This window comes from Janthinobacterium sp. 13 (assembly GCF_002749695.1).
Lineage (GTDB): Bacteria > Pseudomonadota > Gammaproteobacteria > Burkholderiales > Burkholderiaceae_D > Janthinobacterium > Janthinobacterium kumbetense.
This window is the reverse complement of the sequence record NZ_PEEQ01000001.1, coordinates 964,407-978,613: the sequence shown is the minus strand read 5'-3', so window position 1 is coordinate 978,613 and position 14,207 is coordinate 964,407. Positions and strand designations below refer to the sequence as shown.

Annotated in this window: 12 protein-coding genes; 9 read left to right on the top strand and 3 right to left on the bottom strand. The window is 60.3% G+C overall.

Annotation, left to right across the window (positions count from 1 at the left end):
• Positions 1 to 75: 75 nt before the first annotated feature.
• Together clpB and CLU94_RS04110 are read left to right on the top strand one after the other, a co-directional pair.
• Entirely contained in the window at positions 76 to 2,682 is a 2,607-nt protein-coding gene (gene clpB, locus CLU94_RS04115; protein ID WP_099664713.1) for an ATP-dependent chaperone ClpB, read from the top strand.
• Between the two features lie 114 nt (positions 2,683 to 2,796).
• On the top strand, positions 2,797 to 3,918 hold the full coding sequence (locus CLU94_RS04110; RefSeq protein WP_099664712.1) for a polyamine ABC transporter substrate-binding protein: 1,122 nt from the start codon (positions 2,797 to 2,799) through the stop codon (positions 3,916 to 3,918).
• 207 nt (positions 3,919 to 4,125) lie between these two features.
• Here CLU94_RS04110 and CLU94_RS28625 read toward each other — a convergent pair whose 3' ends face one another.
• The 3 genes from CLU94_RS28625 to ppk1 all read right to left on the bottom strand — a co-directional run bounded on the left by CLU94_RS28625 (position 4,126) and on the right by ppk1 (position 7,141).
• Entirely contained in the window at positions 4,126 to 4,251 is a 126-nt protein-coding gene (locus CLU94_RS28625) for a hypothetical protein (RefSeq protein ID WP_257218666.1), read from the bottom strand.
• A gap of 312 nt (positions 4,252 to 4,563) precedes the next feature.
• The gene (gene sixA / locus CLU94_RS04100; protein WP_070254143.1) at positions 4,564 to 5,022 is read right to left on the bottom strand and encodes a phosphohistidine phosphatase SixA; all 459 of its coding nucleotides are present in this window, start codon (positions 5,020 to 5,022) and stop codon (positions 4,564 to 4,566) included.
• Positions 5,023 to 5,047: 25 nt separating this feature from the next.
• Positions 5,048 to 7,141 carry a polyphosphate kinase 1 gene (ppk1, locus tag CLU94_RS04095; protein WP_099664711.1) on the bottom strand — a complete coding sequence of 698 codons (2,094 nt, stop codon included), beginning with the start codon at positions 7,139 to 7,141 and terminating at the stop codon, positions 5,048 to 5,050.
• 271 nt (positions 7,142 to 7,412) lie between these two features.
• Between ppk1 and pstS the strand changes: the two genes are divergently transcribed.
• From pstS to phoR, 7 genes are all read left to right on the top strand, one after another.
• Positions 7,413 to 8,462, top strand: coding sequence for a phosphate ABC transporter substrate-binding protein PstS (gene pstS, locus CLU94_RS04090; RefSeq protein WP_099664710.1), 1,050 nt, complete (start codon positions 7,413 to 7,415; stop codon positions 8,460 to 8,462).
• A 229-nt stretch (positions 8,463 to 8,691) separates the two neighbouring features.
• Entirely contained in the window at positions 8,692 to 9,663 is a 972-nt protein-coding gene (pstC, locus tag CLU94_RS04085; RefSeq protein ID WP_099664709.1) for a phosphate ABC transporter permease subunit PstC, read from the top strand.
• Positions 9,660 to 10,547: a phosphate ABC transporter permease PstA gene (gene pstA / locus CLU94_RS04080; RefSeq protein ID WP_077402151.1), complete on the top strand. Its 888-nt coding sequence runs from the start codon at positions 9,660 to 9,662 to the stop codon at positions 10,545 to 10,547. The genes pstC and pstA overlap by 4 nt, the downstream gene beginning before the upstream one ends.
• Positions 10,548 to 10,585: 38 nt before the next feature.
• The gene (gene pstB / locus CLU94_RS04075; RefSeq protein WP_010396817.1) at positions 10,586 to 11,368 is read left to right on the top strand and encodes a phosphate ABC transporter ATP-binding protein PstB; all 783 of its coding nucleotides are present in this window, start codon (positions 10,586 to 10,588) and stop codon (positions 11,366 to 11,368) included.
• Between the two features lie 42 nt (positions 11,369 to 11,410).
• Positions 11,411 to 12,121: a phosphate signaling complex protein PhoU gene (gene phoU / locus CLU94_RS04070; RefSeq protein WP_034778131.1), complete on the top strand. Its 711-nt coding sequence runs from the start codon at positions 11,411 to 11,413 to the stop codon at positions 12,119 to 12,121.
• 5 nt (positions 12,122 to 12,126) lie between these two features.
• Positions 12,127 to 12,816 (top strand): response regulator, encoded by a 690-nt coding sequence (locus CLU94_RS04065; protein ID WP_034755074.1) that lies wholly within the window; start codon positions 12,127 to 12,129, stop codon positions 12,814 to 12,816.
• Between the two features lie 11 nt (positions 12,817 to 12,827).
• Complete coding sequence (gene phoR, locus CLU94_RS04060; protein WP_034778134.1) at positions 12,828 to 14,144, top strand: phosphate regulon sensor histidine kinase PhoR; 1,317 nt, start codon at positions 12,828 to 12,830, stop codon at positions 14,142 to 14,144.
• Positions 14,145 to 14,207: the final 63 nt, after the last annotated feature.

Sequence of the window (14,207 nt, the reverse complement as noted above, 5' to 3'; positions counted from 1 at the left end):
TCTGCTTTGTGTATGCTTGAAAAGTACTGCCTCACCCCAATTTGGTTAACAACTAATTAACCGGGAGCGCTTTTCATGCGACAAGACAAACTCACTACCAAATTACAGGAAGCCCTGGCCGATGCGCAAAGCTTGGCCGTGGGCAACGACAATCCCTATATCGAACCAGTCCACCTGCTGACGGCCCTGTTGAACCAGGACGATGGCGGCGCCCGTTCGCTCTTGCAGCGGGCCGGCGTCAACGTGGGCGGCCTGTCCAAGGCCCTGGGCGCGTCCATCGAACGCTTGCCGAAGGTGTCGGGCACGGGCGGCGACGTGCAGGTCAGCCGCGAATTCGTGGCTCTGCTGAACCTGGCCGACAAGGAATCGCAGAAGGCTGGCGACCAGTTCGTTTCCAGCGAAATGGTCTTGCTGGCGATGACGGACGACAAGTCCGACTGCGGCAAGCTGGCGCGCGAAAACGGCCTGACCCGCAAGGCGCTGGAAGCGGCCATCGAGGCTGTGCGCGGCGGCAACAAGGTCGACTCGCAAGAGGCCGAAGGCCAGCGCGAAGCCTTGAAAAAATACACGCTGGACCTGACTGAGCGGGCGCGCAAGGGCAAGCTCGACCCTGTGATCGGCCGCGACGATGAAATCCGCCGCACCATCCAGATCCTGCAGCGCCGCAGCAAGAACAACCCCGTGCTGATCGGCGAACCGGGCGTGGGCAAGACGGCCATCGTCGAAGGCCTGGCGCAGCGCATCGTCAACGGCGAAGTGCCGGAATCGCTGAAAGGCAAGCGCGTACTGTCGCTGGACATGGCCGCCTTGCTGGCTGGCGCGAAATTCCGCGGCGAATTCGAGGAGCGCCTGAAATCCGTGCTGAAGGAACTGGCCATGGATGAAGGGCAAACCATCGTCTTCATCGATGAAATGCACACCATGGTGGGCGCGGGCAAGGCCGAAGGCGCGATGGATGCCGGCAATATGCTGAAACCGGCGCTGGCGCGCGGCGAACTGCACTGCGTGGGCGCGACCACCCTCGACGAGTACCGCAAGTACATCGAGAAGGATGCCGCGCTGGAACGCCGCTTCCAGAAAGTGCTTGTCGACGAACCGACCGTGGAAGCGACGATCGCCATCCTGCGCGGCTTGCAGGATAAATATGCGCTGCACCACAAGGTGGAAATCACGGACGCGGCCATCATCGCTGCCGCCGAGCTGTCGCACCGCTATATCACGGACCGCTTTTTGCCCGACAAGGCGATCGACCTGATCGATGAAGCGGCGGCGAAGATCAAGATCGAGATCGATTCGAAGCCGGAAGTGATGGACAAGCTGGAGCGCCGTTTGATCCAGCTCAAGATCGAGCGCGAAGCCGTCAAGAAGGAAAAGGACGAAGCGTCGTTGCGCCGGCTGGCCTTGATCGAGGAAGAGATCGTCAAGCTGCAGCGCGAATACAATGACTTCGAGGAAATCCTGAAGGCGGAAAAAGCCGTGGTGCAGGGCAGCACGCACATCAAGGAAGAGATCGAGCACGTCAAGCTGCAGATGGAGCAGGCCACGCGCGAGAGCAACTGGCAGAAAGTGTCGGAATTGCAGTATGGCAAGTTGCCGCAGCTGGAAGCCCAGCTCAAGCAGGCTGACAGCGGCATCCCGAAACTCGACCCTGACCAGCCGAAACTGCTGCGCACGGAAGTGGGCGCCGAGGAAATCGCCGAAGTGGTGTCGCGCGCGACGGGTATCCCCGTGTCGCGCATGATGCAGGGCGAGCGCGACAAGCTGCTGCATATCGAAGAGAAGCTGCACGAGCGCGTCGTGGGCCAGGATGAAGCGATCACGGCCGTGGCTGACGCCATCCGCCGTTCGCGCGCCGGCCTCTCCGACCCGAACCGTCCATATGGTTCCTTCATGTTCCTGGGACCGACGGGTGTCGGCAAGACCGAGCTGAGCAAGGCGCTGGCCACCTTCCTGTTCGATACGGAAGAATCGATGATCCGCATCGACATGAGCGAGTTCATGGAGAAGCACTCCGTGGCCCGTCTGATCGGCGCGCCGCCGGGCTACGTGGGCTACGACGAGGGCGGCTACCTGACGGAAGCCGTGCGCCGCAAGCCGTACAGCGTGATCCTGCTCGACGAAGTGGAAAAGGCGCATGCCGACGTCTTCAACGTGCTGCTGCAAGTGCTCGACGATGGACGCATGACGGATGGCCAGGGCCGCACGGTGGACTTCAAGAATACCGTCATCATCATGACCTCGAACCTGGGTTCGCATAAAATCCAGGCCATGGAAAGCGATGATCCCGGTGTCGTGAAGCTGGCAGTGATGGCCGAGGTACGTTCGCACTTCCGTCCCGAGTTCGTCAACCGCATCGACGAAATCGTCGTGTTCCACGGCCTCGATGAGAAAAACATCGGCGCGATCGCGAAGATCCAGCTGAAGATCCTCGAAGAACGCCTGGCGCGCATGGACATGGCGCTGAGCTTGACGGACGCGGCCTTGCAGCAGATCGCCGAAGCGGGCTATGACCCGGTGTATGGCGCCCGTCCGCTGAAGCGGGCGATCCAGCAGCAGATCGAAAATCCGCTGTCGAAGCTGATTCTGGAAGGCAAGTTCGGCCCGAAAGACGAAATCCGCATCGACGCCCAGAACGGCAACCTCGTATTTACGGGGGCGCAAGTGGGGCTGGACAAGGTGTAATGTTGCTTGGAGTCTGACCCCGGTAGTGAAAGCAGGGCGGTATCAGGCTAGACCTGATGCCGCCCTTCTTGTTATGATCGGCACTATTTTCTGACTAATTCCGGAGGCGGTACGATGGCACACACATGGCAAGCAGGGCGGCGCATTGGAGTGGGACTGGCCTTGGCGGCGGCCGTACTGGCCTTGCCTGGCCAAGCTCAGGCTCAGGAAGAAAAGGTCCTGAACATCTATAACTGGTCGGACTATATCGGCGACGATACGATCAAGAATTTTGAGAAGGAAACGGGCATCAAGGTACGCTACGACGTTTTCGACAATAACGAAATCCTCAATGCGAAACTGGTGGCGGGCAAGTCCGGCTACGACATCGTCGTGCCGACGGCCCAGTGGGCGCGCCTGCAGATCGATGCGGGCCTGTTGCGCAAGCTCGACAAGAGCAAGCTGACGAATCTGGGCAACCTGGACCAGAACCTGCAGGCCAAGCTGTCGAAGATCGACCCGAACAACGATTACCTGGTCGACTGGCTGTGGGGCTACACGACGGTGGGCATCAACGTCAACAAGGTCAAGGCCGCGCTGGGCGGCATGCCCATGCCTGACAACGCGTGGGACCTGATCTTCGACCCGAAATACGCGGCGAAGCTGAAATCGTGCGGCGTGTCCTTCCTCGACTCGCCGTCGGAAGTGCTGCCGGCCGCCCTGCAATACCTGGGCAAGCCCGCGTACTCGAAAGCGGCCGCCGATTACCAGGAAGCGGGCAAGGTGCTGCAGGCGATCCGTCCCTACGTGACCCTGTTCAGCTCATCCGGCTACATCAACGACATGGCCAACGGCTCCGTCTGCGTCGCGCTGGGCTGGTCGGGCGACATCAATATCGCGCGCCAGCGCGCCATCGATGCGAAAAACGGCAATGTGATCCAGGTGCTGGTACCGAAGACGGCCGCCCTGATGTTCGACACCATGGCCATCCCCGCCGACGCGCCGCATCCGACCAACGCGCACCTGTTCATCAACTATATTTTGCGCCCGCAAGTGCATGCCAGCCTGAGCAACAAGGTGTTCTACGCGAATCCGAATCCGGCCAGCATCAAATATGTGCGCAAGGACATCGGTGAAAACAAGGCCATCTTCCTGTCGGACGCCGACAAGCAGCGCATGGCCGCACCGGAAGCGACCACGGCCGACATCCGCCGCTTGATGACGCGTATCTATACGAAGTTCAAGACGGGAGTGTAAAGTACTAGCTCCCTACAAAACTGTAGCGAGCGGAAGGGAGTTGTGATCGAGAAGCGGAACTGTGCTGTGCACGGGGCCGCCGAGGCAGTGAGCATCGCAGATTGCAAATCGCGACGCGCAGTAAGTTTTGTGGGGAGATACAAGGATGGCGCGAGGGACGGGCCTGTAGGCCGTCGCTGGCGCCATGCGATATTGCCGAGGCGAACACTACTCGTGGTAGCGGTCCATCAGCTTGTGGTGACTGCCGCGCATTTCTTCGATCAGTTCAAAGGCGACGAAGCCGATGATGGCGGCGAAGATGGCGATGAAGAGAAAAACGACGAAGGTTAACATGGTCTTTCAGCCGCCGTTGGACGGCTGTCCGCTGGGTTGCTCAATGTGCCAGAGCAGCGCTCCAACACGTAGTTGATGCAATTAAACTCTAGCAGATCGGCAGCGCTTTACAAGGCCGCCGAGTTGTAATTTCTGCTAGTATTTGTCCCAGCGCACTTTTTGCGCATTTTCTCTATTTCACCACCCTTATTTCACCACCAGGTCATGCGCCATCACGGCCTTCAGATACACACTGATGGGGTCACCTGGTTCGCGCTGCGAGAACCCGTCCATCCTTGCGCTGGCCTTGCGCAGTTCCCTGCTCGAGCACCGTTATTTCACCACCAGATCATGCGCCATCACGGCTTTCAGATAAACACTGATCGGGTCGCCTGGTTCGCGCTGGGAGAACCACCACGCGCTGGCCTTGCGCAGTTCCCATTCCTGCTCTTCTCCCGTCAATAGCAGGGCGGCGGCCTGGCCCAGGGTGGGCTGGTGGCCGACGATGAGCACGGTTTCCTTGCCGCCGGGCCAGTTGGCCGCCTTGAGGATATCCTCCGCCTCGGCGCCGGGCGCCAGTTCCGGCATCAGCTTGAACTTGCGCCCCAGCGCTTCCGCCGTTTGCAGGGTGCGCAGGGCGGGGCTGACGAGGATGCGGCAATTTTCCGGTAGTTGCGAGGCCAGCCATTCCCCCATGCGGCGCGCCTGTTTCTGTCCTTTGACGGTCAGGGCGCGTTCGAGGTCGGGGACGCCCGGCTCGGCTTCTGCGTGTCGCCACAAGATGAGATCCATGCTGTGCTCCTCTGTGTAGAATTGCCTATTCGCCGACCTCCGCGCCCGGCGTGCCCAGTGAATGCATCAAATACTGCTGGGCACTGAACGGCGTTTGCTTGCCGCGCGGCTTGCGGCGTGCGTAATGGCCCGTCGGCTCCAGTTCCCATGCATTGGTATTATCCTTCAAATACGGATTCAGGCCCTCGGCGATCACGCGCCGCTTCAGCGCCCGGTCCAGCACGGGGAAGGCCACTTCCACCCTGCGGAACAGGTTGCGGCTCATCCAGTCGGCGCTGGCCAGGTAGACATCGTGCGCCAGGTCGTTGCGGAAGTAGTAAATGCGGCTATGTTCGAGGAAACGACCGATCACGGAGCGCACCTTGATGTTTTCCGACAGGCCAGGCACGCCCGGCTTCAGGGTGCAGGCGCCGCGCACGATCAGGTCGATCTTCACGCCATCGGTCGAGGCCGCATACAGGGCGCGGATCACGGATTCATCCACCAGCGCGTTGACTTTCACGATGATGCGCCCGCGCCGGCCCGAACGGGCGATCTTCGCCTCGTTGCGGATGGCCTTGATGATCTCGCTTTGCAGGCCGAACGGGGCCAGCCACAAATGGTTCAGGTTGTGCGGCTTGGTCAGGCTGGTCAGGTGGATGAAGACTTCATTGACTTCCACGGCCAGGTCCTGGTTGGCCGTCAGCAAGCCGAAGTCCGTGTACAGCTTGGTTGTCGTGGGATGGTAGTTGCCGGTACCCAAGTGGGCGTAGAAGCGCAGGGAGCCTTCTTCGCGGCGGATGACGAGCGCCACCTTGGCATGGGTTTTCAATCCCACGACGCCGTACACGACTTGCGCGCCGGCTTGCTCGAGCTTGTCGGCCCAGTTGATATTGGCTTCTTCGTCGAAACGCGCCATCAATTCCACGATGACGGTCACTTCCTTGCCCATCTTCGCCGCCGTAATGAGCGACTCCATCAGGTCCGAGTTCATGCCCGTGCGGTAAATCGTCTGCTTGATGGCGACGACGGACGGATCGTAGGCGGCGCTGCGGATGAAGTCGATGACCGTCTGGAACGACTGGTAGGGGTGGTGCAGCAGGATGTCGTGCTTGGTCAGGGCGGCAAAGATGTCGTTGCCGATGGCTTTGTGCGCGAGGCCGGGGAAGAACGGCGGGAAGCGCAGCTCGGGCTGCTTGACGTGGTCGATCATTTCCGACAGGCGCACGAGGTTCACGGGGCCGTTGACGCGGTACAGGCGGCTTTGATCCAGATTAAACTGGTCGAGCAGGAACTGCGACAATTCTGGCGGACAATTGCGCGCCACTTCCAGCCGCACGGAGGTGCCGAACTGGCGACCGACCAGCTCGCCTTTCAGGGCTTGGCGCAAATTCTTGACTTCATCCTCGTCCACCCACAGGTCGCTGTCGCGCGTGACCCGGAATTGCGAATAGGCAATCACTTCGCGTCCGGCGAACAAGTCCGAGATATGCGCATGGATGACGGAGGACAATAAACAGAAGGACACGCCGTCGCCGGAAATCTCGTCCGGCAGCTTGATGACGCGTGGCAAGACGCGGGGCGCCTTGACGATGGCGATCGCCGTGCCGCGGCCGAACGCATCCTTGCCGCTCAGAGAGACGATGAAATTGAGACTCTTGTTGACGACCTGCGGGAACGGGTGGGCCGGGTCGAGGCCGATCGGCGTCAGCAGGGGGCGCACTTCGCGGTCGAAATATTCCTTGACCCACGCGCGCTGCGCCTCGTTGCGGTCGCTGTCGCGCAGCAAATGCACGCCCGCTTCGCGCAGGGCCGGCAAGACGTCGTTATTTAATATCTCGTACTGGCGTTCCACCAGCGCATGGCACTCCTTGCCGATGCGCTCCAGGTTGGCCGCCAGGGCAGGGTGGCCGGCCAGCGAACCGCCGATGCTGCCGGCCGCCAGCAGGCTGGCCACGCGCACCTCGAAGAACTCATCCATATTACTGCTGACGATGCACAGGTAGCGCAGGCGCTCGAGCAGCGGAATGTTCGGGTCTTCCGCCTGGGCCATCACGCGCCGGTTGAAAGTCAGTTGCGACAGCTCGCGGTCAAGCAGGATGCCCGATTTGGTCACTTCCGTGTGCAGTTCAGGTTTCATATTCTTTTGTCTTTGCAGATAGTTAATTCTAGCCGTATTTCATCATGTATGACGCGCTGTGAGTGTAATCATGAAATATGACGTAAGCGTGACATAAGCTGTCATAAAGCGTCGCCCGGCCTGTCATTTTTCACGTCGAAAAGGGGTATTCCCGGGGCGTAGCCAATTATTTCAGGATTTTTTACCCATGTCATAAAGCTGTCATATTCGCTTGCTAGACTGCGCAGCATTCAACCGGGACTTTGAGCCCTAACAACCCTGAGGACTTGATATGCAAATGAAGCAAATGTTCAAATTTATCGTCGTGGGTGCTTCGGCAGCGATGGCATTTTCTTCCGCTTCCGTCATGGCGGCAGATATGACAGGTGCTGGCGCAACCTTCCCGTACCCTATCTACGCCAAATGGGCTGAGACGTACAAAGCCAACACCGGCAACGGCCTGAACTACCAGTCCGTCGGTTCCGGCGCTGGCATCAAGCAAATCAAGGCCAAGACTGTTGAATTCGGCGCCTCGGACATGCCTTTGAAGGCAGAAGAGCTGGAAGAAGCTGGCCTGATGCAGTTCCCGGCCATCATGGGCGGCGTGGTCACCATCGTCAACCTGGACGGCGTAACCCCAGGCCAGCTGAAAATGACGGGTAAAGTCGTTGGCGACATCTACCTGGGCAAGATCACCAAGTGGAGCGCGCCGGAAATCGCCGCACTGAACACGGGCGTCAAGCTGCCGGACACGGAAATTACCGTGGTACACCGCGCCGACGGTTCGGGCACGTCCTTCCTGTTCACCGACTTCCTGTCGAAAACCAACCCGGAATTCAAATCGAAAATCGGTGCTGGCTCGGCTGTGAAATGGGCCGTGGGCGTGGGCGGCAAGGGTAACGAAGGCGTCGCCGCCAACGTGCAGCGTATCAAGGGTTCGATCGGCTACGTCGAGTGGGCTTACGCCAAGAAAAACAAGATGTCGCACACCCAGCTGCAAAACAAGGATGGCAACTACCTGCAACCTGACGACGAAAACTTCAAGGCAGCAGCCGCTTCGGCACCTTGGACGCAAACCCCAGGCTTCGGCGTGGTCCTGACCGACCAGGCTGGCAAGAACAGCTGGCCGATCACCGGCGTGTCGTTCATCCTGATGCACAAAGTCCAGGCTGACGCAGCCAAGGCCAAGGAAGTCCTGAAATTCTTCGACTGGGCCTACAAAAACGGCGGCCCAGCTGCAGTCGAACTGGACTACGTGCCGATGCCGGCATCGGTCGTGAAACTGGTGCAAGAGTCGTGGAAAGCCAACCTGAAAGACGCATCGGGCAAGTCGATCTACTAATCCGATAGTCTGCATGCCTGACTAAGTACCCATCCTTGCCCCCGCCAGCAGCACGGCGGCGGGGCAGGGAGTTAGCCAGGACCGCCCGCAAGCCCTTGCAGACGGTCCTGGCTAAAGAAGCAACAATAAAACAAGAGTTCAAAATAGCGACACCGGCAGTACCACCCACATCTGGCACAATATGAGCGCACAATCTACCTCCTCCACGATCCCCCTGCCAGGCGGCACCATGACCGATTCCATCAGTCACGCGCAAATGCTTTCCACCATGCGCAAGCAGCGCATCCAGGATTTTCTGTTCCACAAGGTGACGATGCTGTTCGCCCTGTCGGTGCTGATCGTCCTGGTCGGCATCATCATTTCGCTGATCATGGAATCGATACCGGCCTTCCAGACCTTCGGCCTGCATTTCATCGTGTCCGCGGAATGGGACCCCGTCAATGACCAGTACGGCGCCCTGATTCCCATCATCGGCACCCTGGTGACGTCCGTCATCGCCTTGCTGATCGCCTTCCCCGTCAGCTTCGGCATCGCCCTATTCCTCACGGAAATTTGCCCGGCCTGGCTGCGCCGCCCGCTGGGCACGGCTGTCGAGCTGCTGGCCGGCGTGCCATCGATCATCTACGGCATCTGGGGCCTGTTCGTCTTCGCGCCCCTGTTCGCCGACCACGTCCAGCCTTTGCTGAAAGCCACCCTGGGCAACGTCCCCGTCATCGGCCAGCTGTTCAGCGGCCCCATGATGGGCATCGGCTTGCTGACGGCCGGCCTGGTGCTGGCCATCATGATCATCCCCTTCATCGCTTCCGTGATGCGCGACGTGTTCGAGATCGTGCCTGCCGTGCTGAAGGAATCCGCCTACGGCCTGGGTTGCACGCGCTGGGAAGTGGTGCGCAAGATTGTCTTGCCTTACACCAAGACCGGCGTCGTCGGCGGCGTCATGCTGGGCCTGGGCCGCGCGCTGGGCGAGACCATGGCCGTCACCTTCGTCATCGGCAACGCGAACAAGCTGTCGTGGTCGCTGTTTGCCGCCGGTAACAGCATCACCTCGCTGCTGGCGAACGAATTCGGCGAAGCGCAATCGGCGCTGCACGTGTCCTCGCTGTTCTCGCTGGCACTGATCCTGTTTGTCATCACCTTTATCGTCTTATCCGCCGCCAAGCTGATGCTGGCTGGCATGTCCCGCAAGGAAGGCACGAAATGAGCCAAGTAAGCACTCTCGACGTTCCGGCCAAGCCGGCCATGAACCCCGTCTACCGCAAGCGCCTGCTGATGCACCGCGTCGGCATCGCCCTGTCGGTGGCCGCCATGGCCCTGGGCCTGGCCGTGCTCGTGTGGATCCTGTTCACCCTGGTGATCAAGGGTTTCGGCGCCTTGTCCGTCGACCTGTTCACGCAAACGACGCCGGCCCCCGGCAGCGAAGGCGGCGGTCTGATCAATGCCATCGTCGGCAGCGCCCTGATGGTGGGCCTGGCAACCGTCGTCAGCACCCCGATCGGCATCCTGGCCGGCATCTACCTGGCCGAATACGGCGAAGAAAACAAGCTGGCGCAAGTGACGCGCTTCGTCACGGACATCATGCTGTCGGCGCCATCGATCGTCATCGGCCTGTTCGTGTATGCGCTGTACGTGGCGCACGTGAAACACTTCTCCGGTTACGCGGGCGCCATCGCCCTGTCGCTGATCGCCGTGCCGGTGGTGGTGCGCACGACGGACAATATGCTGCGCCTGGTACCGAACAGCCTGCTGGAAGCCGCGTTTGCCCTGGGCGCGCCGCGCTGGAAGGTCGCCACCCTGGTGCGCTTGCGCGCCGTCAAGGCCGGCGTCATCACCGGCGTACTGCTGGCATTGGCCCGCATCGCCGGCGAAACGGCGCCGCTGCTGTTCACGGCCCTGAATAACCAGTTCCAAAGCTTCAACATGAATGCGCCGATGGCCAACTTGCCGTCCGTCATCGCATCGTTTGCGATGAGCCCGTACGACAACTGGCGCTCGCTGGCCTGGGGCGGCGCACTGCTGATCACCTTCAGCGTGCTGGCCCTGAATATCCTGTCGCGCACCGTGTTCAGCCAAAAAGTCCCTAATTAAACAGATACCGAGCGAAGCGAACCCATATGAATACGCAAATGAATCCAGCACAAGACCTGGCACCAAAGAAAAAAACCATCGAAATTTCGGGCCTGAACTTTTTTTACGGCAAAACGCAAAGCTTGCATAACGTCAACCTGGACATCCACGAAAAGAAGGTTACCGCTTTCATCGGCCCGTCCGGTTGCGGTAAATCAACCCTGCTGCGCACCCTGAACCGCATGTACGACCTGTACCCGGGCCAGCGCGCGGAAGGCTCGATCCTGTACCGCGGCCGCAACGTGCTCGACGCCGACCAGGACGTCAACATGCTGCGCGCCAAGGTCGGCATGGTGTTCCAGAAGCCGACGCCGTTCCCCATGTCCGTGTACGACAACATCGCCTTCGGCGTGCGCCTGTATGAAGACCTGTCGAAGGGCGAGATGGACGAGCGCGTCGAGTGGGCCCTGAAAAAGGCCGCGCTGTGGGGCGAAGTCAAGGATAAGCTGAGCAAGAGCGGCCTGTCGCTGTCGGGCGGCCAGCAGCAGCGTTTGTGCATCGCGCGCGGCGTGGCCGTGAAGCCGGACGTCTTGCTGCTCGACGAGCCGACCTCGGCGCTGGACCCGATCTCGACCTCGAAAGTGGAAGAGCTGATCAGCGAATTGAAACAGGATTACACGATCGCCATCGTGACGCACAATATGCAGCAGGCGGCGCGCTGCTCCGACTACACGGCCTATATGTACCTGGGCGAGCTGGTGGAATTCGGCGAAACGGACCAGATCTTCATGAATCCGGCCCGCAAGGAAACGCAGGATTACATCACGGGCCGCTTCGGCTGATCCGCCCCGCGCATACACAACAACTGAATACGGAGAGACAGCATGATAGGCGAACATTCATCCAAGCAATACGACAACGAACTCGAAGCGATCCGCTCGAAAGTGCTCCTGATGGGCGGCATCGTTGAAACCCAGTTCCTCGACGCGATGACGTGCTTCCGCATCGGCAATCCGGAACGCGCCGACCGCGTGATGCGCGAAGACGACGTCGTCAACCAGCTGGAAGTGTCGCTGGACGACGCCTGCAGCCATCTGATCGTGCGCCGCCAGCCGGCCGCCAACGACTTGCGCACCATCATGGCCACCATCAAGGTGATTACCGACCTCGAACGCGTAGGCGACGAGGCGACGAAAATCGCCCGCGTGGCGAAGAATCTGCACAAGCGCGGCAACGGCGTCGTCAACCACTACGAAATGGTGCGCGGCATTGCCAACACGGCCACCGACATGCTGCACGATGCGCTGGACGCATTCGCGCGCAACGATGGCAAGCAGGCCTTACAATTAATTGCACAAGATGCCATCATCGACCACGAGTTTCGGTCTATCATGCGCAACTTGATAACCTTTATGATGGAAGACCCGCGCACGATTTCGGCGGCGCTCGATACCCTGTGGGTGGCCAAAGCCATCGAACGGATCGGCGACCATGCGAAAAACATCGCCGAATACGTGATCTACGTGGTTGAAGGCAAGGACATCCGCCACACCAAGGTGGCTGCTCCCGCCATTTCCGAGGAGCTCCCTGAGTAAGCTTTATGGCATCTGATAAAACCACGGTATTGATTGTTGAAGATGAGCCGGCCATCGTTGAACTGGTGACCTATTCGCTGCGCGAATCCGGCTGGAATTGCTGTTCTGTACAAAACGTCGCCGATGCCTGGGAATTCATCCAGCACCGCACGCCGCACCTGATCCTGCTGGACTGGATGCTGCCGGACCAGACGGGCTTGCGCCTGCTGTCGCGCATCCGCGCCGACCGCAATTTCGCCGCCATCCCCGTCATCATGCTCACCGCCAAGAGCATGGAAGAAGACAAGCTGGCCGGCTTGAACAGCGGGGCCGACGATTACGTCACCAAGCCGTTCTCGCCGCGCGAGCTGCTGGCGCGCGCCAAGGCATTGCTGCGACGCAAGAGTCCGGAACACGCGCAGGCGCCCATGCGCGCCGGCAACGTGGCCCTGGACCCCGTCAGCTGCACCGTGATGATGGATGAACAGAAGATCGATATCGGCCACGCCGAATACAAGCTGCTGAAATTCCTGCTGGCCCATCCGGAACGCGTGTTTTCGCGCAGCCAGCTGCTCGACAAGGTGTGGGGCGACCATGTGGTGATCGAGGAACGCACGGTCGACGTCCACGTATTGCGCTTGCGCAAAGCCTTGAAAGAGGCGGAAAGCCTGATCAAGACGGTGCGCAGCGTCGGCTACATGTTGTCTGAAAAGTAAAGTTTGACTCTATGAATCCGAAATTGCTGTTCTGGGTACCGGCCGCCCTGCGCATGGTGCTGGCGCTGCTGGGCGTGGCCGTCGTCTGGTATCTGTTTGGCGCCACGTATGCGCTGGGCATCGCCTTCGTGCTGATGGCCATGATGGTGTTCGTGCAGCTGTCGTATCTGTTCCAGCTGAGTAACTGGCTGGACAATCCGCAAAGCGCCAAGCTGCCCGACGGCTGGGGCGCCTGGACCAGCATTTTCGCGCGCCTGTACCGCATGCGCCGCGACGACGAGAAAAACCAGGCCGAGCTGACGGAATGGCTGGCGCGTTTCCGCCAGGCCATGCACCTGCTGCCCGACGGCGTCGTCATCATGGATGACGTGCTGTTCCTCGAATGGTGCAATCCTGCCGCCGAGAAACATCTGGGTCTCACGCACGAGCGCGACAAGGGCATGCGCGTGACGAACCTGATCCGCAGCCCCGAGTTCATGGATTACATCATCCTGGGCCGCTACGACCAGCCGCTGACGATCACCTTCCGCAACCGCAAGCTGATCGTGCAGATCATTCCATTTGAAAACCGCCGCCAGATTCTCGTCACGCACGATGTGACGGAGACGGAACGCATCGAAATGATGCGCCGCGACTTCATCGCCAACGCCTCGCACGAACTGCGCACGCCGCTCACCGTCATCGTCGGCTTCCTGGAAATCGCTTCCGCCGAGCTGGACCTGGACGCCGCCACGCGCGCCGCCCACCTCAAGCTGATGACGGAGCAGGGCCACCGCATGCAGCATTTGATCGAGGACATGCTGACCTTGTCGCGCCTGGAATCGGTCGACTATCCGCTGCGTCCCGAACCGGTGGATATCAAGAAACTCATGCAGCAAGTCTTGCGCGACGCCAAAGGTTTGTCTGCCGGCAAGCATGAAGTGACCATGGAATGCAACGGTCCCGACGTGCTGGGCAGCTACGACGAGCTGTATAGCGCGTTTGGCAACCTGGCTTCGAACGCCGTGCGCTACACGCCGGCCGGCGGCACCATCACCTTGCGCTGGCAGGATGGCCCGGCCGGTCCGCAATTCATCGCGCAAGATACGGGCATCGGCATCAGCCAGGAACATATTTCGCGCCTGACGGAACGTTTCTACCGCGTCGACAAGAGCCGTTCGCGCGAAACCCAGGGCACGGGCCTGGGCCTGGCCATCGTCAAGCACGTGCTGCTGCGCCACGGCGGGACCCTGGCCATCCAGTCCGTGGCCGACAAGGGCAGCAGTTTTATTGTCAGCATGCCAAAATCGGTCGTCACTCCGCTGCAGGGCGAGCTGCTGGTCAAGTAGGGTGGGGGGCATGGCCCCCCATGCTTCCTGCGCGACTAGTGCAAGGTTGGCATAAGTCGTTAC